The organism is Streptomyces sp. NPDC088116 (genome assembly GCF_044741745.1).
In the GTDB taxonomy this organism is placed as follows: domain Bacteria; phylum Actinomycetota; class Actinomycetes; order Streptomycetales; family Streptomycetaceae; genus Streptomyces.
In genome coordinates, this window is record NZ_JBIUTF010000004.1 from 342,792 (window position 1) to 367,981 (window position 25,190).

At 69.5% G+C, this 25,190-nt stretch carries 22 protein-coding genes; 5 read left to right on the forward strand and 17 right to left on the reverse strand.

The window, feature by feature from the left end; genetic code table 11:
- Positions 1-196: 196 nt before the first annotated feature.
- The 3 genes from ACIOJD_RS18450 to ACIOJD_RS18460 form a co-directional block, all read right to left on the reverse strand.
- Complete coding sequence (locus ACIOJD_RS18450) at positions 197-1,063, reverse strand: NAD-dependent epimerase/dehydratase family protein (RefSeq protein ID WP_401914538.1); 867 nt, start codon at positions 1,061-1,063, stop codon at positions 197-199.
- Between the two features lie 117 nt (positions 1,064-1,180).
- The gene (locus tag ACIOJD_RS18455; RefSeq protein ID WP_401914540.1) at positions 1,181-2,116 is read right to left on the reverse strand and encodes a LysR family transcriptional regulator; all 936 of its coding nucleotides are present in this window, start codon (positions 2,114-2,116) and stop codon (positions 1,181-1,183) included.
- A 163-nt stretch (positions 2,117-2,279) separates the two neighbouring features.
- Positions 2,280-3,104, reverse strand: coding sequence for a transporter substrate-binding domain-containing protein (locus ACIOJD_RS18460; protein WP_401914543.1), 825 nt, complete (start codon positions 3,102-3,104; stop codon positions 2,280-2,282).
- Positions 3,105-3,373: 269 nt separating this feature from the next.
- Here ACIOJD_RS18460 and ACIOJD_RS18465 point away from each other — a divergent pair, with 269 nt between their 5' ends.
- On the forward strand, positions 3,374-3,943 hold the full coding sequence (locus tag ACIOJD_RS18465; protein ID WP_401914546.1) for an HXXEE domain-containing protein: 570 nt from the start codon (positions 3,374-3,376) through the stop codon (positions 3,941-3,943).
- A gap of 50 nt (positions 3,944-3,993) precedes the next feature.
- On the opposite strand, the gene ACIOJD_RS18470 is transcribed toward ACIOJD_RS18465, so the two are convergent.
- The 3 genes from ACIOJD_RS18470 to ACIOJD_RS18480 all read right to left on the reverse strand — a co-directional run bounded on the left by ACIOJD_RS18470 (position 3,994) and on the right by ACIOJD_RS18480 (position 7,317).
- Entirely contained in the window at positions 3,994-4,851 is an 858-nt protein-coding gene (locus ACIOJD_RS18470) for a hypothetical protein (RefSeq protein WP_401914548.1), read from the reverse strand.
- Between the two features lie 124 nt (positions 4,852-4,975).
- On the reverse strand, positions 4,976-6,325 hold the full coding sequence (locus ACIOJD_RS18475; protein ID WP_401914551.1) for an MFS transporter: 1,350 nt from the start codon (positions 6,323-6,325) through the stop codon (positions 4,976-4,978).
- A 104-nt stretch (positions 6,326-6,429) separates the two neighbouring features.
- Positions 6,430-7,317, reverse strand: coding sequence for a DeoR/GlpR family DNA-binding transcription regulator (locus ACIOJD_RS18480; RefSeq protein ID WP_401914553.1), 888 nt, complete (start codon positions 7,315-7,317; stop codon positions 6,430-6,432).
- 157 nt (positions 7,318-7,474) lie between these two features.
- Here ACIOJD_RS18480 and ACIOJD_RS18485 point away from each other — a divergent pair, with 157 nt between their 5' ends.
- Positions 7,475-8,167 (forward strand): HAD family hydrolase, encoded by a 693-nt coding sequence (locus ACIOJD_RS18485; protein WP_401914556.1) that lies wholly within the window; start codon positions 7,475-7,477, stop codon positions 8,165-8,167.
- 202 nt (positions 8,168-8,369) lie between these two features.
- On the opposite strand, the gene ACIOJD_RS18490 is transcribed toward ACIOJD_RS18485, so the two are convergent.
- From ACIOJD_RS18490 to ACIOJD_RS18525, 8 genes are all read right to left on the reverse strand, one after another.
- Entirely contained in the window at positions 8,370-9,914 is a 1,545-nt protein-coding gene (locus ACIOJD_RS18490; RefSeq protein WP_401914558.1) for an NCS1 family nucleobase:cation symporter-1, read from the reverse strand.
- A gap of 108 nt (positions 9,915-10,022) precedes the next feature.
- On the reverse strand, positions 10,023-11,024 hold the full coding sequence (locus tag ACIOJD_RS18495; protein WP_401914559.1) for a TIGR03842 family LLM class F420-dependent oxidoreductase: 1,002 nt from the start codon (positions 11,022-11,024) through the stop codon (positions 10,023-10,025).
- 66 nt (positions 11,025-11,090) lie between these two features.
- On the reverse strand, positions 11,091-12,497 hold the full coding sequence (gene hydA / locus ACIOJD_RS18500) for a dihydropyrimidinase (RefSeq protein WP_401914561.1): 1,407 nt from the start codon (positions 12,495-12,497) through the stop codon (positions 11,091-11,093).
- Between the two features lie 100 nt (positions 12,498-12,597).
- Positions 12,598-13,953 (reverse strand): aspartate aminotransferase family protein, encoded by a 1,356-nt coding sequence (locus ACIOJD_RS18505; protein WP_401915525.1) that lies wholly within the window; start codon positions 13,951-13,953, stop codon positions 12,598-12,600.
- Positions 13,954-13,988: 35 nt separating this feature from the next.
- Entirely contained in the window at positions 13,989-14,831 is an 843-nt protein-coding gene (locus ACIOJD_RS18510; protein ID WP_401914563.1) for a nitrilase-related carbon-nitrogen hydrolase, read from the reverse strand.
- Positions 14,832-15,100: 269 nt separating this feature from the next.
- Entirely contained in the window at positions 15,101-16,666 is a 1,566-nt protein-coding gene (locus ACIOJD_RS18515) for a hypothetical protein (protein ID WP_401914566.1), read from the reverse strand.
- 174 nt (positions 16,667-16,840) lie between these two features.
- Positions 16,841-17,224 carry a PPOX class F420-dependent oxidoreductase gene (locus ACIOJD_RS18520; RefSeq protein ID WP_401914569.1) on the reverse strand — a complete coding sequence of 128 codons (384 nt, stop codon included), beginning with the start codon at positions 17,222-17,224 and terminating at the stop codon, positions 16,841-16,843.
- A gap of 112 nt (positions 17,225-17,336) precedes the next feature.
- Positions 17,337-18,647: an FAD-dependent oxidoreductase gene (locus tag ACIOJD_RS18525; RefSeq protein WP_401915527.1), complete on the reverse strand. Its 1,311-nt coding sequence runs from the start codon at positions 18,645-18,647 to the stop codon at positions 17,337-17,339.
- A 333-nt stretch (positions 18,648-18,980) separates the two neighbouring features.
- Between ACIOJD_RS18525 and ACIOJD_RS18530 the strand changes: the two genes are divergently transcribed.
- Entirely contained in the window at positions 18,981-19,811 is an 831-nt protein-coding gene (locus tag ACIOJD_RS18530; protein ID WP_401914571.1) for a class I SAM-dependent DNA methyltransferase, read from the forward strand.
- A gap of 94 nt (positions 19,812-19,905) precedes the next feature.
- Positions 19,906-20,673 (forward strand): type I methionyl aminopeptidase, encoded by a 768-nt coding sequence (gene map / locus ACIOJD_RS18535; protein ID WP_401914573.1) that lies wholly within the window; start codon positions 19,906-19,908, stop codon positions 20,671-20,673.
- Positions 20,674-20,814: 141 nt separating this feature from the next.
- Here map and ggt read toward each other — a convergent pair whose 3' ends face one another.
- Positions 20,815-22,629 (reverse strand): gamma-glutamyltransferase, encoded by a 1,815-nt coding sequence (gene ggt, locus ACIOJD_RS18540; RefSeq protein WP_401914576.1) that lies wholly within the window; start codon positions 22,627-22,629, stop codon positions 20,815-20,817.
- A gap of 105 nt (positions 22,630-22,734) precedes the next feature.
- Between ggt and ACIOJD_RS18545 the strand changes: the two genes are divergently transcribed.
- Positions 22,735-23,481 (forward strand): hypothetical protein, encoded by a 747-nt coding sequence (locus tag ACIOJD_RS18545; protein WP_401914579.1) that lies wholly within the window; start codon positions 22,735-22,737, stop codon positions 23,479-23,481.
- A 162-nt stretch (positions 23,482-23,643) separates the two neighbouring features.
- Here the strand turns inward: ACIOJD_RS18545 and ACIOJD_RS18550 are convergent, their stop codons facing one another.
- Both ACIOJD_RS18550 and ACIOJD_RS18555 read right to left on the reverse strand, forming a co-directional pair.
- On the reverse strand, positions 23,644-24,543 hold the full coding sequence (locus ACIOJD_RS18550) for an amino acid ABC transporter permease (RefSeq protein WP_401914580.1): 900 nt from the start codon (positions 24,541-24,543) through the stop codon (positions 23,644-23,646).
- Positions 24,540-25,184 carry an amino acid ABC transporter permease gene (locus tag ACIOJD_RS18555; protein WP_401914583.1) on the reverse strand — a complete coding sequence of 215 codons (645 nt, stop codon included), beginning with the start codon at positions 25,182-25,184 and terminating at the stop codon, positions 24,540-24,542. Before ACIOJD_RS18555 ends, ACIOJD_RS18550 begins: the two co-directional genes overlap by 4 nt.
- Positions 25,185-25,190 lie beyond the last annotated feature (6 nt).

Below are 25,190 nucleotides of genomic sequence, written 5' to 3' on the forward strand. Positions count from 1 at the left end.
GGCCCTTCACGCCCCGCCTCGGGCGTGAAGTGGCCGTGGTGACCGGGGTGATGGGCGGTGATGGCTCCCAGGCCCCCGTAGGCGGCACCGCCCTCCCGGCGGGGCAGGGACCCCTTCCCTCGGTGGTTCAGCCTCAGGCCTCCTGGTGGCTCAGCCCAGGGCTTCCTGGTGGTTCAGCCCTGGGCTCGCCGGTGGCTCAGCCCTGGGCCAGTTCGGCCAGGGCGTCGATCCGGGTGGGCGTCCAGCCGAGCTCGCGGCGCGCCCGCGCGCCGCTGAACTGCTGGTCGAGGGCGAAGGCCTCGGCGATCGGGCCCATGCGCCGCACGGACTCATCGAGGGTCAGCGTCTCGATGCTGCCCGGACATCCCGCGGCGTGGCTGAGGGCGCGGGTGATGTCGGACAGCGGCAGGTTCTGGCCGCCGGCTCCGGCGTAAACGGAACCGGCCGGGGCGTTCAGCGCCAGGACGTACAGCTCGGCGATGTCGTCGACGTGGACCAGCGCCCAGTGGTTGGAGCCGTCACCGATGCAGGGCACGGCACCCGCGGTGCGCCCCGGCTCGACGAAGAACGCCTGCGTCAGTCCGCCGGAACGGCCGTAGACCAGCCCCGGCATCACCACCACCGGGTGCTCTCCGGTGGCGGCTCGGGCGAGCACCCGCTTCTCGTTCTCTCCCCGCCACGCGGTGATGCGCGGCGGGCTCAGCGGGGCGTCCTCGTCGACGACCCCGTCGGTGTCGCCGTACACCCACACTCCGCCCGTGTGCACATAGGGGCCGCTTCCCACGCCGTCCTGCAACGCCTCCGCCGCCGCGCGGTCGACGTCCGCGGCGCCCTCGGAGTTGTCCGCCCCGAGGTGGATGACCCCGTCGGCCCCGCGGGCCGCCTCACGAAGGACATCGGTGTCGGTGAGCGCCCCCGCGACCGGGGTGGCACCGAGGTCCGACACGATGCGCGCCGCGTGCTCACTGCGCGCCAGCGCCCTCACGCCGATGCCGTGGCCGGTCAGTGCCTGGATGGTGGAGCGGCCGATGTAGCCGGAGCCGCCTGTGATGAAGATCTGCATCGCTCTCACGGTCCTTGTCGATGGCGGCGGGGGATTCCGCCGCCGCTCTTCCACCCTGGCCCCGTGCCACGGCCCGCGTCCAAGACCTCTTCCGTCAGTGGTGATGCCCTCAGGGCATCAGTGCTGGGCAGCGGCGATGTCGGCGAACTCCGGGAGCAGAGGAGAGCGACGGCCGGCGCTCCAGGCAAGGCAGACCTCATTGGGGCCGATCCCGTCGATGGGCACATGCGCGACATCGGTATGGCTGTAATAGAGCGCGGTGGACAGCGGAAGGACCAGGACGCCCCCGGACGTCGCGACGTGTTCCAGCTTCTCCTCGACGGTGGCGAACGAGGGCCACGGCCCGGCCCCCTCGCCTCCGCTCCGCTCGGGGAGATCACGCCACTCGGGGACGGCGTCGGGGTCCTGCAACAGCCGCTCGGGCGCCAGATCGCCGATGACGATGGACTCCTTGCCCGCCAGCCGGTGGTCCGCCGGCAGCACGGCGACGCGGGGCTCCTGGAAGAGCGGGCGCAGCTCCAGGCCTCGACGGTCGACGGGCAGCCGTACGAAGCTCACGTCGAGGAGGCCCTCGTGCACCCCTTGGACCTGATCGCCCCAGGAAGTGCGCATCACCCGCACACTCAGCTCGGGATGCCGGGCGGAGAAGGCGCGCACCGCCGCGGTCACGGTGATCCCGGGCATGAAGCCGACCGTGAACGTCGAAGATCCGTGGGCGGCCTGCTGGACCCTGCGGCACAGAGCCTGCGCGGTGGCCAGCAGGGGGCGCGCGTCCTCCAGCAGCTGACGGCCGGCGTCAGTCAACTCGGTGGTCTGCCTGTTCCTGATGAACAGCTGCGCGCGCAGCTCCTGCTCCAGCGCGCGGATCTGCCGGGACAGCACCGGTTGCGTGATGTGCAGCCGCTCGGCGGCCCGGCCGAAGTGCAATTCCTCGGCCACCACCACGAAGTAGCGCACCTTGCGCAGATCTACGTCCACGACATCCCCCACCGTGCAGACGCGTCCGATTCCGGAGCCGTGCCGGAGGGTCCAGGTGCCGTCTGTCTCACTCACTCAATGTAACCGGCCGGATCCATGAACGACACCGCGGACCTCCCGAGAGTCAGGCAGACCACCGAAGAGTCAGTACGAGCGATGAATGGCACCACCACCTGGTCACCACCGGTGTGATCTGGTCACCACCGGTGCGATCTGGTCATCACTGGTGCGACCCTGATCAGCTCTGCCAGGGCGCGGCGTAGCCGTCGTAGGTGCCGTCGTGGGTCGCCAGGTGCGCCCACTGGTCGACGTACTCCTTGAACTCCGCGTCGCCGCGCGGCAGAAGGTACGCCTTCTCGACGAAGTTGAAGGGCTTGTCGGGGTTGATCGCGCAGAGTTCGGGGTGGAGCTTGGCCTGGTACTTCGTCTCGCTCCCGTCCGTGATCATCACGTCCGCGCGACCCGCCACGATCTCGTCGAAGATCGTGGTGTTGTCGGGGTGGGGGACGAGGGTGGCCCGGTCGATGTTGGCCTTGGCGAACGCCTCGTTCGTACCACCGGGGTTGACGATGACACGCACCCCGGGCTGGTCGATCGCGTCCAGGGACTGGTACTTGGCCTTGTCCTCGCAACGGGCGATCGCGGCCTTGCCGTCCACGAGGTACGGCGTGCTGAAGTACGCCTTCCGCGCACGGGCCAGCGTCACGGAGACGCCGCCCATGGCGATGTCGCACTTGCCCGCGGTGAAGTCGTCCATGAGCCCGGCCCAGGTAGTGGCCACGAAGTCGGGTTTCACACCGAGACTGGTCGCCAGGTTCTTGGCCATGTCGATGTCGATGCCGGTGTACGACTTGGTGGTGGGGTCGAGGTGACTGAACGGCCGGTAGTCACCGGTGGTGCACACGCGCAGCGTCCCGCGCTCGGGCACCGTGTCCAGCAGCGTCTTGGTTCCGCGGGATGCGGCGGCCTCCCGGACGGTGTACGTCTGGGTGGCGTACGCGGTGCCGCCGACGGTGGTGACCAGGGCGAGGGCGAGGGCACTCAGGGCGTTCCTGCGGTGCATGGCTTCCCTTTTCTGCTGTGGGGGGATGGGGGAAAAGGTGGGCTCCGGCGCATCTTTCGGTCCGGCCGCTCGGGCCATCCTGCCATTCGGCTGCCTGCGTACGGACCTCACCGTGTCTCGAACTGTGCGGTGCTGGGAGCCAGTTGGCACTGGGCCGCGTACGGGGTCGGGTACGGGGTCGCGTACGGGATCGAGCACCGCGTTGGCTACGGGACGGCGGCCAGGGGCTCTTCGGAAGTGGGGGACGCGTGCTGCCAGACTTCCTGTCCATGAGCGGACATGATGTGGGCGATGGTGGCGCAGGGGTCGGGGCCGGTGTGACTTTCGGGTTGCTGGCTGCGTGGGCGGTGCACGATCTGGAGGAAGTGGCCACGGTGCCGGGCTGGGCACACGGGCGAGTCCCCGGGCTGCGACAGCGGTTTCCGCACGTGCCGGAACGAGTGTGGCAGCAGCTGGAATCCATGGACGGGCGAGAGTTCGCAACGGCCGTCGCCGGGATGGCCGTGGTGGTAGCCACCGCTGCTGCCGACGGGCACCGCACGGGTGGACGCTCCGGCTTCTATCAAGCGGCTCTCAACGGATTCGGGCTGCACGCCCTGGTGCATCTGGCCCAGGCCGCGGCCGTCCGTGGATACACGCCCGGTGCGGTCACCTCACCGCTGGTGGTCATCCCCTTCGCACTCTGGGCTCGCGGCCGGCTGCGGCGAGCCGGTGTCCTGCGTCCCACGCGTCCACGCGAGACGCTACAGGGGCTGGCGCTGGCCGCGGCGGCCACGGCCGGAACGCACATGGTGGCGCGACGGGTTCTGCGCCGGGGGGCGGACAACGGCTGGACTTGATCAGTCACTTGACGGAGCGCGCTCCGCGCGCCGCCCCCGCTCGCCGTGTGTCAGCCGATCGGCTGCCGTACCTCTTCGCGCACCTTCAGGACCGTCTTCGCCGTCGCGTCGAGATCGACGGAATCGGGGTCCTGCTGGGCCTCCCCCGGGTTCACGAACGCGACGTAGGCGGCCGTGTTCTCGTCGCCCCAGGCGCACACGGGGACGGTGGACGTGGTGCCCTGCTCCTCGGAGAGGAAGACGGTGCAGGTGAGATCGAGGTCGGAGCCGGGCGGTGTGATGGTCTTCGGGGGGTTCGGCTCGCTCATGCCGTCCGTCTCCCTCATACCGTCGAGCAGATTCGCCTTTGTCGTTTCCGGGTCCTTGAACTGGCCGTGCATACCGGCGAGGACGAACCCACGAGAGGTGGCACCGCCGCCACCGGTGCCGGTTCCGGTGTACGTGCCTGCGGCCACCTTCACATTGCGCTCGTTCGGGCCTGAGGTGTAACCGCCCTTCTCCATCTCGTCGTTCGTCGCCGCGGAGTCGTCCTTGACCAGTTCGTACTCCGTGTCCAGCAGGGTCTTCGGGACGGTGAGCCGGTATTCGGCCGCGGGGAACGAGTCGGCGGAATTCGCGGTCCCCCTGGCATCGCTTCCCTTGTTGCCGAAGTAGGAGAGAAGGAGCACGAAGACGATCGAGCCGCCGACGATGCCGAGAGTCCGGCCGGTGCGGTTCTTGCGTGGCGGCGGTCCCATCGGCGGCTGTCCCCAGGCGCCCTGGACGCCGTAGGGCGGCCGGCCTCCGTACGGAGGCTGACCCGCGTACGGAGGCTGACCCGCGTACGACTGGGGCGGGTACGGCTGGGGCGGATACTGCTGCTGGGGAGGTCCGTAGGGGCCCGGGGGCGGCTGAGGCGGCGTGGTCATGGACATGCACGCTACGTCACCCGATGGCCGCCACTTCCGGTGCGGTCCCGTCGTCGGCGACGGCCGTTCCCCCCGGATACGGCGAAGCTCCGCGTGGGAGAACCGAGTTCGAGGACGGAATCGCTCATCCTGGTGCCGGTGCCCCGGCGGACGCCGCGTCGGAGGAATTCCCTTTCTCCGAACCGGGCACCGGACGCCTTCCGCCCTTCTCCGTGGGCAGTTTCAGCAAGAACGTCAGCACGAACGCCACCAGGTACAGCCCGAGGAAGATGAGGGTGACACCCCCGGCGCCGACGAGGGGAAAGAAGAGGCTGGCGATCGCCGGTCCGACGAATGCCGCGCCGCCGGCGCCCAGGTTCAGCAGGGCCATCGAGCCCCCCTTGTTCTCGGGCGCCATCGACGGAATGAGCGCCGAGATGGGTACGAATCCGGCGAGGGTCGCCCCGTAGAACATGCCGGCCAGCACCGCGACCCAGTAGTAGTCCGGGCCGAGCCAGACCGGCACGAAGTACAGCGTCGTCACACTGATCGCGCAGCCCAGCGCGCCGAAGCCGGCGATGGTCGTGCGCCAGCCGATACGGTCGGAGAGGGCGCCGAAGATGAGGTTGAAGAAGATGTTGGTGCCGTAGATGATCGCCAGCAGCTGAAGCCACTTGTCCGTGCCGAACCCGACGTCGTCGGAGAAGATCCGCGGCAGGTACACGAGCATGCCGAACTCGGGTGCGGTGTTGATGATCCGCACCAGGCAGCCCACTCCGACGCGCGGATGGGTCCAGATGATGGAGATGGAGTTGAACAGGCTCTGGCCGGTGGTGACCTCGGGCGGTGCCATCCGGTCGCCGCCCGGCCGGCGGCGGGCGCCGACCAGCGCGAAGGCGCCACCGATGAGGATCAGGGCGAGCGCCGACCACAGCGTTCCCAGTCGGCCGAGCGAGGGAATCGTCAGGCTCGACCACAGCGAACCGAGCGTCGGCAGGCCTCCGGTGAAGGCGAAGTAGAACCAGCCCACCGCCGTGCCCAGCCGGGCCGTCGGCGCCGTGTTGGTGATCCACACGAGGAAGCCGAACGCGAAGAGCGGATAGCCGAAGCCCCGGATGCCGTAGAGGACCAGCATCATCGGGTAGTTCTCCGTGCCGAGCGCGAGGACCAGGTACGCGGCGTCGAAGACGGCCCAGATCGCGAGCCCCACCCACATCACCCGGCGCGGCCCCCACACCTGGCAGAGCGCGCCGGAGAACCAGGACGCCAGCATCACGGCCACGCCGTACACCGTGATGACGTACCCGGCACGGACGTCCGTACCGGCGCCGTGGTCGGCCATGTAGGGAGCGATGAAGCCGGACTCGACTCCGTCGCCGATCATGAACAGCAGCACGCCGACATAGCCCAGGACCAGGGGTTTCGGCAGCCCCAGCCGGTCCAGCAGACCCTTCCTTCCCTCTTTCGCTTCCGAACCGGCCGTCTGTCCCGGCATCGCGACCTCCACTCTGAGGTGAACACGGCGTACGACCGGAGATACTCAAACGAAGCAGGAGAAATATCAAGAGGGCTGGTAAAGATAACCGATTCTCTTGTTAACTACTCCCCCTCGGGCCGTCCGGCTATTCCGGCCATCCGCCGCCCCGCGCCGCCTCCTCCGCCGCCTCCTCCGGCCTCATCCCCGTCCGCCTCCGCGGCCCGCGCGTCCGTCTCGACGACCCGTACATCCGTCAGCGCCCGCATCTCCTTCACCAGCTCCTCGTCCACCGGCCCGGTCAGCAGGACATGATCGAAGGAGTCCACACTCTCCAGCCGGTGCAGCGCGCGGTGGCCCACCTTGCTGTGGTCCATGAGCAGCACGCTCTTCGCGGCCGCCCGCCGGACCGCCCGCTTGATGCTGACGACCTCCTGTTCCTGATGGAAGGTCATGGCCGCCGTCATCGCGGACGTGGACAGGACGGCGAGGTCCACGGAGATGCCGCTGATCATGTCCAGCGCGGGCAGCCCGATCCAGGAGTCGTGCGTACGCGAGTACTCGCCGCCCACCGAGATCAGCCGTATACCCTCGACGTTTCTCAACTCCTCCGTGATCAGGCGGTAGTTGGTCACCACTGTCATCGGTCCCACCTCCGGCAGCAGCCGCGCCAGGGCCAGCGCCGTGGTCGAGTCGTCCAGCATCAGCGACATCCCGGGCGTCACGAACGGCAGGGTGGCGTGCGCCAGCGCCTGCTTCTCGGCCCAGTGGGCGTGCAACCGGAAGTCGGAGCTGGACTCGAAGACGGTCGAGGGCTGCGCCGACACGCCCCCGTGGTACTTGCGCAGGATGCCGCGGTCCGCCAGCTCGGAGATGTCCCGGTGGACCGTCATCAGACTGACGCCGGTCAGCTCGGTCAGCTCGGCCACGGTGGCATCACCCCGGGCCAGGACATGGTCGATGATCAGTTGCTGTCGTCGCCGGCGCGGGGCGCGCGAGGGCTGGAATGTCATGTCTCCCATCCTGCCGTGATCCTGCGATACCGATTAATAACACAATACCCGTGACAGCTAACATTCAGAATGTTAATTTGCTGGTGCGGCGCCGTTAAGCCGTCGCGCTCCGTGCGGTCAGAATCCGAGCGATCAGCGATGAGAGGCAGGGGTATCCGTGGCCGACGCAGTGGTCTTCGACATGGACGGCGTACTGGTGGAGAGCGAGCACCTCTGGGAGGAGTTGTGGGCCGCCTACGCCGCCGAACGCGGCAGTCGATGGGGCCCGGAACAGACCCGTGGCGTCCAGGGGATGAGCGCGCCCGAGTGGGCGGCCTTCCTCACCGGGTTCTGCGGAAGGGGCGATCCCGCCGAGAATACCGAGCGGGACGTCGTCGACGGCATGGTCCAGGCGCTGGAGGACGGCCGCATCGGGTTGCTGCCCGGAGCCCGTGACATGGTCGCCGCCACCGCCGCGCTCGGCCCCGTCGCGCTCGCCTCCTCCGCGCCCCGCCGTGTGATCGACGCCGTCCTCGTCCACCACGGCATCGACCACCACTTCAGGGCGACCGTCTCCAGCGCCGAGGTCCCCCGCGGCAAGCCCAGTCCGGACGTCTACCTCGCCGCGGCCCGCGAACTGGGCGTGGCCCCCGAGCGCTGCCTCGCCGTGGAGGACTCCAGCAACGGACTGCGCGCCGCCGCGGCCGCCGGGATGATCGTCGCGGCCATCCCCAATCCGCGGTATCCACCGGCCGAGGACGCTCTGGCGGGCGCTTCCTTCGCCGCCTCCGACCACGGCGCGGTACGCGACTTCCTGCTCGGCCGGCTAAAGGAGAAGGACCTCGAGGAGAAGGAGGGTGACCGGGTATGACCACGGTCCTGTTTTTCAGCCACCGCCACCGCCACCGGTATCCCCGTCAGGGCCTGAAGCTGGCCCGCGCCCTGGCCGGCGACTGGCTCGACCACGCTTCGACGAGACCTCCCCGTCGGCGGAGAAGGCCGTCGTGATCAAGACGTACGAGGAACGCCGAGACCCGGCACACCACTGAGGCGGGAACGTTCCGCCTCCACGCCTACGGCACCCGGCCGGCCGCGCCCGCCCGTCCGTTGGGCCGCATCAGTACGGCGTACAGCACCAGCGAGGCCGCGAGCCCGACCGCCCAGCCGTAGTCGGCGAGCGGCTTCAGGAAGGGGATCAGACCGTCCTCGGGAAACGGCCCCTTCCCGGGCGCCGAGTGCGAACCGCCCACCGCCATCACACCACCGACGGCGAAGGCGAGCACCGCACGGAGATTCCAGCCGTTGGTGTACCAGTAGCGGCCCCCGGGGCGGTAGAGGTCGCCGAGGTCGAGGACGGTGCGCCGGACGATCCAGTAGTCCGCGATCAGGATGCCCGCGACCGTACCGAGCAGACCGCCCACCAGTCCCAGCCAGGTGAAGATGTACAGCTCCGGCGTAGCGGTGAGTTTCCATGGCATGATCACGACGCCGACCACACCCGTGATCAGCGCGCCGGTACGGAAGTTGACGATTTTCGGGGCGAGATTCGCGAGGTCGTACGCGGGCGACACCACGTTGGCGGCGATGTTCACGGAAACCGTCGCGATCAGTACGGTCACGAGCGCGAAGAGCAGTCCGAAGACATTGTCGGTCTTGGCGGCCAGCTCGACCGGGTCCCACACGGCCGCCCCGTACACCGCCTGCGAGCCCGAGGTGACGAAGACCGACAGCAGCGCGAAGAGGGTCATGGTCGTCGGCAGCCCGAGCGACTGGCCCCGGATCTGGGCGCGTTGGCCGGCGCCGAAGCGGGTGAAGTCCGGGATGTTCAAGGACAGGGTGGACCAGAAGGCGATCATTCCCATGAGGGACGGGAAGAAGACCGGCCAGAAGTCGGCGCCCCAGCCCAGTGTGGACGGCTGGTCGAGCAACGGGCCGAATCCGCCCGCCTTTACGGTGATCCAGGCGAGAAGTACCAGCGCGCCGACGATCACAAAGGGCGCCGCCCAGTTCTCGAAGCGCCGCAGCGTGTCCATCCCCCGGTGGATGATGGCGAGTTCGAGCGCCCAGAAGAGTACGAAGCAGAGCCACAGCGTCCAGGGCTGACCGCCGATCTTCGACGCCTCGGCCCAGCCGCCGAAGATCTTGCCGAGCAGGATGAAGATGCCCTGCCCGCCGATCCAGGTCTGGATCCCGAACCAGGCACAGGCGACGGCCGCCCTGATCATCGCGGGCAGATTGGCGCCCCGCAGCCCGAACGAGGCGCGGGCGAGCACGGGAAACGGGATGCCGTACTTCGGCCCCGCGTGGCCGGTCAGCAGCATCGGGAACAGCACGATCAGATTGGCCAGCGCGATCGTGAAGACCGCCTGCTTCCAGTCCATGCCCAGCGTGACCAGGCTGGAGGCCAGCAGCCAGGACGGGATGTTGTGCGCCATGCCGACCCAGAGCGCGGCGAAGTTGTACGTCGTCCAGTTGCGGCGGGCGACCGGTACGGGCAGCAGATCGGCGTTGGCGAAACGGCTGTCGTCGGGGACCGCGCCGGGCGGCAGTTCGACGCGGCCCTGCGGATCGGCCATCGGTCCGTCCGAGGGGGAGGTGGGCGGTACGGTCGCGGTCATGGCGGCGGGACCCTTCGTTCGAGAGAGAGAAGGCCGGAGACATCGAACGAGGCCGTGCGGGCGGGCAGTTCGGCAGAGTGCGGCTGGGGTCAGCTCTGAAGGCGGGGGTCAGCTCCGCAGCGCGGGGATGATCTCCGCGCCGTACGCGTCGATGGTCGCCTCCTTCGCGTCATGCATGTCGTAGACGGCGAACTGGTCGACGCCCAGGTCCCGCAGCGCCCTCAGCTTCTCGATATGCGCCTCGGCGGGCCCCAGCAGACAGAACCGGTCCACGATCTCGTCGGGCACGAAGTCCGTGGACGGGTTCCCGGCCCGGCCGTGGTGGCTGTAGTCGTACCCCTGGCGCCGCTTGATGTAGTCCGTCAGCGCCTCGGGCACCAGCCCGGAGTGCTCCCCGTACCGCGACACCAGGTCGGCCACATGGTTGCCGACCATCCCGCCGAACCAGCGGCACTGCTCACGCGCGTGTGCGATGTCGTCGCTCACATAGGCGGGCGCCGCGACACAGATCGTGACGGAGTCGGGATCGCGCCCGGCGTCCGAGGCGGCCGTACGGACGGCCTTGACCATCCACTCGGTGAGGAACGGGTCCGCGAGCTGGAGGATGAAACCGTCGGCCTTCTCCCCCGCCATGGCCAGTGCCTTGGGCCCGTACGCGGCCATCCACACCGGCAGTTTCCCGTCCCGCACCCACGGCAGCCGTACCGTCCCGCCGTCGACCCGCGCCTCGCGCCCCTCCCCCAGATCGCGGATGACATCGATCGCCTCGCCCAGCCGGGCCAGTGTGTTGGGTTTACGGCCCACCACACGCATCGCGGAGTCACCGCGTCCGATTCCGCACACCGTCCGGTTGCCGTACATCTCGTTGAGCGTGGCGAAGGTGGAGGCGGTCACCTCCCAGGTCCGGGTGCCCGGGTTGGTGACCATGGGGCCCACGATCAGGTCGGTGGTGTGTTCCAGGATGCGGCTGTAGATGACGAAGGGCTCCTGCCAGAGCACGGCGGAGTCGAAGGTCCAGCCGTAGCGGAAGCCGTTGCGCTCCGCGCGCCGCATGAGCCCGACGACCTCCGAGGCCGGCGGGTCGGTCTGGAGGACGAGTCCGAAATCCATGACCTGGTCACTCCTCAGTCTCAGTGAAGTACGGGTAGCGCTGACCTACGGGTACGGGGGTACGTCTCAGCCGAGGTACTGGCAGGTGGAGCGGGGTGTGTACTGCCCGTGTCCGGCGTGTCCGGCGAACTCCCGCCGGTCGATGACGAGTTCACCGCGCGAGAGCACCGTCTCCACCTGCCCGGTGATCCGCTTGCCCTCGTACGCGGAGTAGTCGACGTCCATGTGGTGTGTCTCGGCGGAGACGGTCTGCTCGGTGTGCGGGTCGTAGACGACGACATCGGCGTCGGCTCCCGGCGCGATGGTGCCCTTGCGCGGATAGAGGCCGAACATCCTGGCCGGCGAGGCACACGCGATCTCGATCCAGCGGCGGCGGCTCAACTTCCCCTCCACCACGGCCTGATGAAGGAGATCCATCCGGTTCTCCACCCCCGGGAGCCCGTTGGGGATCTTGGAGAAGTCGCCGCGGCCCATCTCCTTCTGGCCCGTGAAGCAGAACGGGCAGTGGTCCGTGGACACCACCTGGAGATCGTTGGTGCGCAGCCCGCGCCACAGCGCCGCCTGGTGCTCCTTTGGCCGCAGGGGCGTGGAACACACGTATTTGGCACCCTCGAAGTCCGGCTCGGCGAGGTTGTCGGTGGACAGGAAGAGGTACTGCGGACAGGTCTCGCCGAAGACGGGCAGCCCCTTGTCACGGGCGGCGGCCAGTTCGGCCAGCGCCTCCTCGGCCGAGACGTGCACAACGTACAGCGGCGCGTCCGCGACCCGTGCGAGCTGGATCGCGCGGTGAGTGGCCTCCGCCTCCAGCAGGACCTTCCGTACCTCACCGTGGTAGCGCGGATCGGTGCGGCCGGTGGCCAGGGCCTGTTCCACGAGGACATCGATCGCGATGCCGTTCTCGGCGTGCATCATGATCAACCCGCCATTGTGCGAGGCGCGTTGCATGGCACGCAGAATGCGGCCGTCGTCGCTGTAGAAGACGCCCGGGTAGGCCATGAACAGCTTGAACGAGGTGATGCCCTCCTGGACGAGAAGGTCCATCTCCTTGAGGGAGCTCTCGTTGACGTCCGACATGATCATGTGAAAGCCGTAGTCGATCGCGCACTTGCCGTCGGCCTTGGCGTACCAGGCGTCCAGTCCTTCGCGCAGCGCCTGTCCGGGCGCCTGGATGGCGAAGTCCACGATGGTGGTGGTGCCGCCCCACGCGGCGGCCCGGGTGCCGGTCTCGAAGGTGTCGGCGGCGAATGTGCCGCCGAACGGCATCTCCATGTGCGTGTGGGCGTCGACTCCGCCCGGGATGACGTACTTGCCGGTGGCGTCGATCGTACGGGCGGCGGTCCAGCCCTCGGCCACCTCGGAGCCGTGGGCCGCGAGTGCGACGATCCGGCTGTCCTCGATCAGGACATCGGCGTGGGTCTCGTCGGCGGCAGTGATGACGAGTCCGCCACGGATCAGGGTGCGGGTGCTGCTCATGCTGGTGGCGCTCCCTTTCGTACGGTTCGGCCGAGCCGGTCGGCCGGTTCGAGTGGCCGGAGCCGGCCTGATGGACCATCAGGCCGGCTCTTGGCCGGAACTAGGCGCCGCGCAGGGCCAGTTCGAGGATGGCCGCGCCCTCTTCCGCTTCTGCGACGGTCAGGGAGAGCGGTGGGGCGATCCGCAGCACGCTGGTGTTGTGGCCGCCGCCCTTGCCGATCAGCAGCCCTCCCTCGCGCGCCGCTTCGAGGACGGCCGAGGCGGCCGCGGGATCCGCCTTCCCCGTCGCGGGGTCGATCAGCTCGATCCCGATCATCAGCCCCCGGCCGCGCACTTCGCGTACGGAGTCGATCCCGGCGCCGATGGCCCGCAGCCGCTCGATCAGCAGTCCGCCGACGCGGCGGGCGTTGCCCTGGAGGTCGTGCTCCAGCAGATACGAGAGGTTGGCGAGGCCGGCAGCCATCGTGACGGGGCTGCCGCCGAAGGTCGAAATGGAGTTGGCGTCAAGGCAGTTCATGATGTCGGCGCGGGCGACGACACCGCCGATGGACATGCCGTTGCCGATGCCCTTGGCGAAGGTGAGGATGTCCGGCGGCCCGTTCTCCGCGTGCGCCTGCCAGCCCCAGAAGTGATCGCCCGTACGCCCCCAGCCGGTCTGCACCTCGTCGGTGATCCACAGGATGCCGTGCCGGTCGAGGACCTCGCGGAACGCGGCGTACAGCCCGTCCGGCGGGGCGGTGAACCCGCCGACGCCCTGGATCGGTTCGGCGATCAGCGCGGCGGGCACCCGGGTGTGCCCGAGCAGGTCTTCCAGGTCCGCGACACAGGCCTCGATGAACCGCTCGTCGGTGAGCCCGGCGTACGGACCGCGGTTGCGGACGCCACCGTGCACGTACAGCGTCTGGAGCGGCGAGAGACCGGTCGGCGACCAGCCGCGGTTGCCGGTGATGGAGACGGTGGAGAAGGACCGGCCGTGGTAGCTGTTGCGCATCGCCAGGATCTGGTTCGACTGTCGGTACGCGGTCGCCAGCATCAGCGCGGTGTCATTGGCCTCGGTGCCCGAGGTGGTGAAGAAGACCCGGGCGTCCGGGATGCCGGAGAGGCCGGCGATCCGCTCGGCTAGGTCGATCATCGGGCGGTCGAGGTAGAGCGTGGAGGAGTGGATGATCTTTCCGGCCTGCTCGCTCACCGCCTTGGTGACCTCGGGGAGGGCATGGGCGGTCATGGTGGTGAGGATGCCGCCGAAGAAGTCGAGATAGCGGTTGCCGTCGCCGTCCCACACATGGCGTCCCTCGCCGTGTGTGAGCTCGATGGGCCGGTCGTAGTAGAGCGCCAGCCAGTCGGGGAGGACCGCGCGGTGGCGGCTGTGCAGATCCGTCGCCGCGAGCGGAACCGGCGCGGGCTCCGTCGGACGGCTTTCCGGGTGGGGGGTCGCCCCTGTCGCCGGCCCGTCCATCGGATCGGCTGCCGAGTGTGTTCCGGCCGGCCGCGTCACGGCTGCACCAGTCCTTCGTACGCGTCGGGCCTGCGATCCCGGTAGAACGCCCACTGCTGCCGCACCTCGTCGATCACACCGAAGTCCAGGTCCCGCACGAGCAGTTCCTCCTCCTTGTCGCTGGCGGTCTCACCGACGAACTGCCCGCGCGGGTCGACGAAGTAGCTCGTCCCGTAGAAGTCGTTGTCGCCGTACTCCTCCTGGCCGACACGGTTGATCGCCGCGATGAAGTACTCGTTGGCGACGGCGGCGGCCGGCTGCTCCAGCTGCCAGAGATAACCGGACAGACCGCGGGAGGTGGCGGAGGGGTTGTAGACGAGCTGGGCACCGTTCAGCCCGAGCTGGCGCCATCCCTCGGGGAAGTGGCGGTCGTAGCAGATATAGACACCGACGCGGCCGACGGCGGTGTCGAAGACGGGCCAGCCGGCGTTGCCCGGCTTGAAGTAGTACTTCTCCCAGAAGCCTTTGACCTGCGGGAGGTGGTGTTTGCGGTACTTGCCGAGGTACGAGCCGTCGGCGTCGATCACCGCCGCGGTGTTGTAGTAGAAACCGGACTGCTCGATCTCGAAGACGGGGACGACGATCACCATCCCGGTCTCCCGGGCGAGGTCCCGCATCCTGCTGACGGTCGGCCCGTCCGGGACGGGCTCGGCCCAGCGGTAGTGCTCCGGCTCCTGCACCTGGCAGAAGTAGGGCGCGTTGAACACTTCCTGGAAACCGATGACCTGCGCGCCCTGTCGGGCCGCCTCGCGGGCGTGCTCCTCATGCTTGGCGATCATGGATTCGGTGTCGCCGGTCCAGGTCGCCTGGACGAGTGCGGCGCGTACGACTGAGGCCACGAGCTGCTCCTTCGGCGGGGGCACGATGAGCTCTACGCACGTAGACGCGATGCGTAGGAGGAGAACGTAAGCCCCGTCCCACACAGGGGCAAGACCATCGTCGTTAACCCGCAGAGTCGATCAAGTTTCACACCCGAGCGGTCGACATCGGGCGGATCGTGTCTGACCAGGCCGCCTTCCGGCGGATCGTACGGGATCGGCGCCTGAAGGGAAGGCGGGCGGGACGGCCGCGGGGAGCCACCCGGGTCCGGCCGCCCGCCCCGGAGCGGTCAGGGGGTGGCGAACCCGGCCACGCGCAGGGCGTGTACGAGATCGCGCTCGCGGGCCCCGGAAATGGCACGCGCCGCGTCGATCAGCTGCGGGACGAGACGACGGGGATCGAGTACGGCGACGAGCGCCGCGTCCTCGGGCGTGCGGACCTGCACAAAGGCGCTGAGCAGCGCCCGCGCCTCGGGCGCCCGGCCCGCCTCCCCGAGCGCGAGAACGGCGTCGGCTATCTCCTCGGCGGGACGGGACACGCCCTGGCGCAGCAGTTGTCCGCAGTCGCTGTCCCTGCCTGCCACGGCGAGTGCCCCGGCAGCGGCGGCGAGCCGCGCGGGCGGCAGGGAGGCGGCCTCCCACAGCAGTTCGGCCCAGTCGGCGCCCAGTCCGGCGCGGTGCAGTTCGGCGGCGAGCAGGGGCAACTGCTCGGGCGGCCGCCCCGCGGCCTCGCAGAGCACGACATGCGCCTCTCCGCTCCGGCCTTCGGCGCGCAGCCGGATCAGTGTGGCAACCATCGCGGCGGCGGCCTGCCGGTCTTCGGGCGAGTGGGCGGGCGCCGCCTCCTTGGCGGGCGCCTCCGACGCCCCGCCGAAGCGTGCTCCACGGGGCGCGGCGGCGGCGACCGGTGGCGGGGGCAGTACGGTCATGGGCGCTGGTTCGGTCCCGGGCTGGTCGTCCTCCGCGAACTCGTCCAACTCCAGCCCGGCGAACCGGGCGCCACGCGGCTTGCGCCGGGGGGCGGTGTCACGTTTCTTCTTCGGCGGCTTCTGCTTCTTCGACGGCTTCTGCGGCGCGGGGTCCGGTTCGGCCGAGTCGGCCGGTGCGGCCGGTGCGACCTGTACGAGTGCCTCAGCCGGTGTGTCCGTCGTGCGCTCGGGCGCGTAAGCGGCGGCCTGCGCGCCCGACCGGCCGCCGAAAGTCGTCCCCGCCTCGGGGGCCGTCCCCGCCTCGGGGGCCGTCCCCGCCTCGGGGGCCGTCCTCATCTCAGGGGCCGGCTCCGCCGGGTGGAACCAGTCGTCCGGGGCCGGCCGTCGCGGCTCCGCAGCGGGAGCGCCGGCCGGGTACGACCCGGTCAACGCCGCCCGCCTGGCGCCGAGTTCGGCGCAGCGCGAGGAGGCGCGGGCGTGGTCGTCGCGGATCCAGGCCAGGTCATGGGCGAGCTGCTCCGCGTGGGGCGAGCCCTCCGGGACCGTACGGAGCCGGCGGACCAGCTCCTCGGCACGGCCCGCCGCGCTCGCCCGCTCACGGAGCATCAGCCGAAGCCGCTCCGTCAGCGCGTCGGCGCCCCCGTACCGCCGGTCGTGCGCGGCGGCCGACGCCGCGTGCAGCTGCGCCGCCCGAGCGCTCTCGCGCGCCACCAGCTGCTCGTCGCGGTCGGCCGCGAAGTCCTGGAGCAGTGACTCCACGACGTCCCAGGGCGGCACCTCGGACCCGTCGCGGCAGGCGCGCATGCCGTCGGGATCCCGGCGCAGGAAGACTCCGTACCAGCCGCCGCCCGGGTCGAGCAGCGCGGTCAGGTCCGTTAAATATCGGGCGAACGTGCCGGTTTCCACCGGGAGTTGATGCACCGTCATCGCCCGCCTGCCCGCCCGTTCCGTCGCGCGACCGCCTGCCGGTCCTGCGTTGCCTTGCCGGAGGGAGGAAGCCCTCCGAGTCCGCAGGCATTCGACCTCAGTCGTGTTACGGGACGACTACGCGCGGTTTTCCGGCACGGTGCGGTGCCCTCACCGCCACGGCCGGGGCCCGGATCAGAACGAGAGGGCGATACCGGTGTGCGGACGCCTGCCGCGACGCACGAGCCGGGCCGGAGCGTCGACCAGCCAGAACTGCCAGCCGTACTTACGGGCGATCAGCTTCCGCACGCCATCGGTGCCCGCCGCGTCGAGCAGCCGCGCCGTACCCTCGGCGGTCGCCGCTCCCTCCGCGATCCGCCCGCGCACATCGCACACCGTCACCACCGCACGGCCGTTGTTGCGGATCCGCTTGACCCTCCAGGAGTCGGTGTTGGTCCAGATGAACAGCTCTCCCCCGTCCACCGCGTGCCAGACAGGCGTGGACACGCCCGTACCGTCCTTGCGGTAGGTGGTGAGGCTGACATAACGGCTGCGGCCGAGTTCGTCGAGGGTCGTCATGGTCCGGAGGCTACGCGCTTGCGTCGCTCCCGGCACGATGCCCGTCTCACCCCGAGTGGGAGGAGCATTGGCCACCGCGCCGGTCTCCGCCCCTGCTGGGCCGATGAGGTGGTTATGTGCGGCGGCGGCCGACGCGTGCCGCGATCCGCGGCGCCAGGAGCGTCTCGGGCCGGCGGTCGAGTGAGAGCACCGCGAAGAACGCTTCCGCTATCACCGGGTCCGTGTTGGCGGCTGCCAGCACCCGGCCCATGTAGTTCTGCTGGATCCGGCCCAGCCGGCCCGGTTTCGGTCCGTCCGTGCCGGGATACCGGCAGTCCTCTCCGGTGGCGATCGCCCATGCGGCTGACGGACACTTCGCCACGGCCTTCTGCATCTGCGACGCCCGAGCGGTGAACTCCACCGCCCCGCGCGCTGACACCTGGTCACGGATCACCTCGGCCTGGAGTGCGGCGACGGTCATTCCGTGCCCGTAGACGGGATTGAACCGGCACAGGGCGTCCCCGATCACGAGGAGCCCGGTCGGCCACCGTTTCACCTGCTCGAAGTGGGTCCACTCGTTCGCGGTCGCCCGGAAGGCGACCGCGTCCGACAACGGCTCCGCCCCCGCGAGAGCCTGCGACAGCTCCTCCGAGCGCAGCGACGAGGCGAAGGCGAGCCAGGCCTTCTCCTCGACCGGGGGCCGGTGTTCACCCTGTCCGATCAGCGTGACCAGCCACCGGCCGCCGTCGATCGGAAGGATCACTCCGCTTCGCGGTGCGCCCGGGTTGCCCTGTAGGTACATCGCCTTCCAGTGGCTCTCGCCGGCCGGGCGCCGGTAGTAGCGGGAGGAGTAGCCGAGATGGGCATCGATCCGCTCGACGGCCGGTGTGGGGCAACCGAGTTGGAGCAGCCATTGCGCGGCGCGGGAACCGCGTCCGGCGGCAATGACGACCAACTCCGCGCGAAGGGTGGACTCCTGGCCGTGGCCTCCTCTCTCACGCAGCCGTACTCCTTCCACCGCCCCCGCCCGGGGAGCCTGAAGGAGCCCGGTCACCTCATGACCGTCCATCAGCACGATCGAGGACTGGCCGAAGATCCTGCGTCGCAGGGTCGATTCCAGCAGTTCGCGTGAGGCGGACAGGTAGTGCGATCCGCTCACTCCCGTGAACCACTGGGCGGGAGAGAGCCAGCGCATCCGCTCGGGGGCCTCTACAACGGTGCCCCCGGCCGTTTCGATTTCGGTGACGACGTCCGGCAGGAGCTCGTTGAGAGCCCTGAGGCCACGGGACCACAGGATGTGCGCGTGCCTCGACTGCGGCACGCCGGCGCGGAAGGCGGGTGTCCCGTCGGGGAGCGTGTCCCGCTCGACTACCGTCACGCACTCGAACCGTCTCGCCAGCGCGTGAGCGGCAAGCAGGCCGGCCAGTCCTGCTCCCACCACCACCGCATGGCCCGTTGTCCCAGCCGTCAACGTGGATCTCCCCTCAAGCGACTCCGGTGCGTATTGTCGCGGATACCGGAAGTGAGGGGAAGGCGGCTTCGGACTGCCCACGCGTCCGGACACCGGGCCTCGCACCGCCACCCGCGGAGATCCTGTTGACGTCGGGTCGTGACGGAAACCCTGCGGGGCAGCGGTTTTCCTGCGACTTCGCATTTCGCTCACCGCTCTCGCGGGAATGGTCCGACATGATTCATCCGCGCGCACGTTGGGATTTCGACACGCTTTCCCATGGCGACGCTTTCCGTCCGAGATGCCGATTGGCCTTTGATGATGACGATGAGCGCGACTTCACTCCCCCACTCCGAGCGAGCACGGCAGAGCTATGATCATCTTGCCGACCGCTACGACAACATTACTGACGGCGAGGACTACGACATCCGTTGCTCGCTCTATCTTGAGTTGATCAGGAAACACGGGGCGCCTGGCGACCGTCTCCTGGACTTGGCGTGCGGTACCGGCAAGGGGGCACTGAGGTTCGCCAAGGCCGGGTTCTCGGTGACCGGAGTGGATTACTCCGAGGGAATGCTGAAGGCGGCGGCGGCCAAACCCGGCGCATCCGAGGTGCACTTCGCTCCGGGAGATCTCCGCAGGCTGCCACCCCTCCACCCGTTCGACGTGGCGGTCACACTCGGCAGCCCGCTGAACTACATGCACGACGAGTCGGAACTGCGGGCGGCACTCGACGGCGTGTCCCGGCTGCTGCGCCCAGGCGGGCTGTTCGTCTTCGACCTGGGCACGCTGGGCCTGCGGGAGTCTCTCCTGTCGGGACCGCGGGTCTTCGACAACCCGAACAGCATGGTCGTCATGCGCGGATACCCCGCCCCCCTCGACCATCTGCTGGATTTCCGGATGGACTGCTTCTCCTCCGCGGACGGCCGCACCTGGAACCTCACCACGCTCCAGCACCACCTGTTCCACTTTTCCGCGGATACCGCCGAACGTCTGCTGGAGGAGGCGGGAATGACGGCACTGGGGCGCTACGGACTGTCTCCGGACCAGTCGGAACTGGTGCCGGGAACCGTCGACCGCGACCATTGGCTCATGCTGATCGCCGCCCGCAAAAACAGCCGCGAGCCTCACAGCGAGCCTTTTCCCACCTCACGTTGAGGCGCGGTGAAGCACGACGGCGTCGGTGCGTTTCTCCCCGTACAGCCCGTCATCGTCATACCCGTACCGACCACCGGCCGGTACAGTTATTGGAATGGTGGAGATCAAGACCGATGCGTCATTGGATTCCATGCGAGCCGCGGGACGGGTCGTCGCGCAGGCGCTGACAGCGGTACGTGAAGCCGCGGCGGTGGGAGTCGCGCTTCGCACCCTCGACGAGACCGCCCGCGCCGTCCTGCGCGAGGCCGGGGCCGGCTCGCCCTTCCTCGGCTATCACCCCGACTGGGCGCCCACGCCCTTCCCCGCCGTCATCTGCACGTCCGTCAATGACGCGATCGTGCACGGCATCCCGGACTCGTACCGGCTGCACGACGGCGATCTCGTGAGCATCGACTGCGGGGCGGTGCTCGGCGGCTGGGTCGGCGACGCGGCGGTCAGCCTCACGGTCGGCCGCGCCCGCCCGGACGACCTCAGGCTGGTCGACACGGCGAACGAGGCGCTGGAGGCCGGTATCGCCGCCGCCGTCGTCGGCAACCGCATCGGCGACATCGCCCACGCGATCGGCCGCGTCTGCCGCTCGGCGGGCTACGGCATCCCCGAAGGCTTCGGCGGCCACGGGGTGGGCCGCACGATGCACGAGGACCCGGGCGTCCCCAACGAAGGCCGCGCGGGACGCGGTCTGGCGCTGCGCCACGGCATGGTGCTGGCGATCGAACCGATGCTGATCGCGAGCGGTACGGACCGGAACTTCACCGACCGCGACGGCTGGACGGTCCGCACACTCGACGCGAGCCGCGCGTCCCACGCGGAACACACCGTCGCGATCACCGACGACGGCCCGCGTGTCCTGACCGTACTCTGACCCGGCTGTCGTCAAGCGCCGGACTGAGGCAACCACCGGACTGAGCAACCACCGGACGGACCGAGCGCCGGACGGACCGAGATGGCCCGACCGGCGCTCGGAGCAGCCGCCTTACGGGGCCGAACGCCCCACCGCCTCCGCCTACTCGCCCGCCGGACGCACCACCATCGCCGAGCCGCCGCCCCTGCGGACCTTCTCCGCCGCGGCCAGCCACCGCCCGTCCGGCAGCCGCTGCACTCCGGTCGCCGCGCCGATCTCCGGGTTCTGGGTGAACACATGCCCCAGCGCTTCCAGTTGGCCGCGCACCGGGCTGTTCCACAGTCCCGGTTCCAGCTCCGTCGCCGCCGCGTTGCGCTGGCTGGCCCGGGGCGCCGCGATCGCGTCGACCAGCGGCAGCCCTCGGTCGAGACGGCCCGTCAGCGTCTGGAGCACGGTGGTGATGATGGTCGCGCCGCCCGGTGAGCCGACCGCGAGGACCGGCCGGTCGTGCGAGTCGAGCACGATCGTCGGCGAGATGGACGACCGAGGCCGCTTGCCGGGACCCGGCAGATTCGGGTCGTGCACCGCGGGGTTCGCCGGGGCGAAGGAGAAGTCCGTCAGCTCGTTGTTGAGCAGGAATCCCCGCCCCGGCACGGTGATCGCGCTGCCGCCCGTCGACTCGATGGTCAGGGTGTACGCGACGACATTGCCCCACTTGTCGGCGGCCGTGAGGTGAGTGGTGTTCTCGCCCTCGAAGGTGGTCGGCGCGGCGGTCCCACCTGGCGCGCACGGTGTGGGATCGCTCGGATCCCCGGGCGCGAGCGGGCTCTTGAGGACCGCGTCGTCCTTGATCAGGCAGCCGCGCGAGTCGGCGAAGCGCTGCGAGAGCAGCCCCTTCGTCGGCACGTCCTCGAAGGCCGGGTCACCGACCCAGCGGCCCCGGTCCGCGAACGCGATCCGGCTCGCCTCGATGAAGCGGTGCAGATACTTCGCCTGGCTCGCCTTCGAAAGGTCCGTGCGCTCCAGGATGTTGAGCGCCTCACCGACACTCGTGCCGCCCGACGACGACGGCGCCATGCCGTACACGTCGAGGCCCCGGTAGGAGGCCTTCGTCGGCGCCTGCCGCTTCGTCCGGTACGCGGCCAGGTCCCGCGTGGTCAGGTCGCCGGAGCGGACGTTCCGGCCGCTGTCCGGGTCGACGGGCGGCTTGCGTACCGTACGGACGATGTCGCGGGCCAGCTCGCCCTCGTACAGCGCGCCGGTGCCCTCGCGCCCCAACTCCCTGTACGTACGTGCCAGATCGGGGTTCTTGAAGACCGAGCCGACGACCGGCAGCTGTCCGCCGGGCAGGAAGAGCTTCGCGGTGTCGGGGAAGTCCGCGAACCGCTCCTGGTTGGACTCGGTCTGGGAGCGGAAGGTGTCGTCGACGGTGAAGCCGTCTTTCGCCAACCGCTCGGCGGGCTTGAGCAGTTGCCCCAGGGATCGGCTGCCCCACGCGTCGAGCGCGGTGTCCCAGGTGGCGGGGGTGCCGGGCGTTCCGACGCTCCGCCCGCTGGTCACCGCGTCCGCGAACGGGATCGGCTTGCCGTTCTCCAGGAAGAGCGAGCTGTCCGCCGACCTCGGCGCGGTCTCGCGGCCGTCGACGGTGTGCACCGTACGGGACTTGGCGTTGTAGTAGACGAAGTAGCCGCCCCCGCCTATGCCCGCGGAGTACGGCTCGGTGACACCGAGCGCGGCGGCGGTGGCCACGGCCGCGTCCACGGCGTTGCCGCCGTTCTTGAGGACCTCGATGCCGGCGGCCGAGGCGTCCGGGTCGACGCTCGCGACCGCGCCCCCGTACCCCGCCGCCACCGGTATCTTCTCCGGGGGCTTCGGGGTCTTCGCGGCGGACGAGGAGGGCGGAGCGGCCGCACCGACCGAGAGCATGGCAGCGGTGGCCACCACAACCGAAACATTCCGCGCGGCGGAGCGACGCATCCGTACCTCCAGTCGAGAACTGTCCGCGCAGCGTAACCCCAGCTCCCGGCCCGCGTCAGGATCACTTCGTACATTGGTCACGCCGTCCCGCTACGATGCGCGCCCATGAATGACGACATACGCAACATCGTGCTCGGCGTTCTCGCCGCCGGTGTCAGCGCCGCACTGGGCTGGCTCACCCGTACCCACCTCTGGCGGCGCAGGCTCCGTCGCAAGCAGGCGTTCTTCGGACTGCCGAGCAACTCGGGGTGTCTGCTGGTCGTCAACCGTGACGCGGACACCGAAGCCGCGGTCCACCGCTACGACGTCGCCGCCCTGCTGGAACTGGCCGCCCTCATCAAGGACTGCGGCGCGCACTCCGAGATCGTCCAGCACGACATCGCACGGCAGGGCTTCGGCGAGCGCACGGAATTCTGTCTCGGGGGTCCGTACTCCAATCGGCGTATGGCGGCACATCTCCACTCGATGCTGCCCGGCGTGAAGGTCAACACCAGTCCCGAACCCGTCTCCGAGCGGGGCGCCTTCCGGATCGGCTCCGAGCGCTACGGTGTGGAGCCCGGTGTCACCGAGTACGTCCTGCTGGCGCGGCTGACCGTCGGGGACGGGGCGCGCCCGGTGTTCCTCTTCTGCGGCCAGCGCGCCATCACCAATCAGGCGGCCTCCCGCTACCTGGCCCGTCACCACGAGAAGCTGGCGCGCAAGCACGGCGGCAACTCGTTCTGTCTGCTGCTGAAGGTGGTCAACGCGCAGGTGTACGGCCCCGATGTGGTGGAGCTGGTCGCCGATGTGACCCGGGCGGCCCGTGAGCCCGCTCCCGCCGTCGCGCCTGCGTCCCACCGCGCCACGGACTGACGCTCCCGGGACGGCCTCCGGTCCTGAGGCACTCGACACGGAGCACAACCCGACCGGCGCGCAGCTGACCTTCTCCCCGTCCACGGCCGACCCGTCGTATCCGTCGGTACCGCCGCACGCGAAGTGATCTCCGGCTGCTGCCGGCGGGCCGCTGCCCCTGAGCTACTGCCCGCCCGGCAGCAGCGTCCCTGGGGAGGCCGGGGTGACAGCCACGGCCTCGATTCTCGGGTTGCGCCGCTGCCGCCTGGCCATCCAGTGGGCGAACCAGGAGAGCAGCATGCACATCCCGATGTAGATCGGCGAAATCACCATCACCACAGGGATGAACGGCAAATCGTAGTCGAGATTCGACGCGACGAGCTTTCCGGCATGGAGGAACTCCTCATAGGTGATCAGATAGCCCAGTGATGTGTCCTTGAGAGCGACCACCAGCTGGCTGATGATCGTGGGCAGCATGGCGCGGACCGCCTGCGGCACCAGCACGTACGTCATGACCTGCGTCTTGCGCATGCCGAGGGCGTACGCGGCCTCCCGCTGACCGCGCTCCACCGAGTTGACTCCGGTACGGAACACCTCGGCGAGCACGGAGCCGTTGTAGAGCGTCAGGCCGGCCACCAGGGCGGGCAGGGCCTGCACCTTGAGCGCCACGAAGATGAAGAAGATCATCACCAGTACGGGCATGGCGCGGAAGAACTCGACCAGCACGGTCGCGAGCCAGCGCACCTGGCGGTGGTCCGAGAGCCGCCCCGAGGCGAGGACCGCGCCGAGCGCGAGCGAGAGCACCGCCGCGTACGCGAAGGCCTTGAGCGTGTTGGCGAGTCCGCGCAACAGCAGGTCCTGGATGCCCTGGTACTCGAAGGGCGTCCATTTGGTGGCGGTGAACTGGTCGGTGTCGAAGAGCAGATAGAGCAGCCAGCCCAGCAGCGCGGCGATCGCGGCCGTCGACACCAGGCCGTACGTGCGGTGCCGCCGCCGGGTCCTGGGTCCCGGAATGTCGTAGAGGGCGGTCGATTCGCGCGCCCGGGTCGCGCGGGCCCTGCGCCCCTGGGTCGTCTGGGTCATCGGGCGACTCCGTAATGCTTCTCCAGGAATCTGAACAGCGCGGCGATGGTCAACGTGATGATCAGGTAGCCGACGGCGATCCAGACGAAGGTCCAGATGATGCTGTAGCCCATCTCGCTGAGGGGCTTGTACGTGCCGAGCAGTTCGGTGACGCTGAACGCCCCGGCGATCGCCGAGTTCTTGGCGAGGGCGATCAGGGTGGAGCCGATGGGCGGGATGACCGTGCGGAACGCCTGGGGCAGGACGACGTCGCCCAGTGTCTGGCCGAAGCTCATCCCGAGACTGCGGGCCGCCTCGCCCTGCCCCGTGGGCACGGTGTTGATGCCCGAGCGCAGCACCTCGCAGATGAACGCGGAGGTGTAGCAGCCGAGTGCGAGGACCGCGAAGAGCTGGAAGGGCAGGACCAGTCCGAAGCGCGGCAGACCGAGGACGACCGCGAAGAAGAGCAGCGTCAGCGGGGTGTTGCGGAGCACGGTGACCCATACGGTGCCCAGGGCCCGCAGGGAGCGCACCGGCGCCACCCGGCACGAGGCCATGAGGAACCCCAGCACGAGCGCGAGCAGTGAGGCGTAGACCGTCAGCTCGACCGTGCCGAGGAAGCCCTTGCCGTAGAGGGAGAAGTTGTCGGTGAGTACGTTCATGGCGCG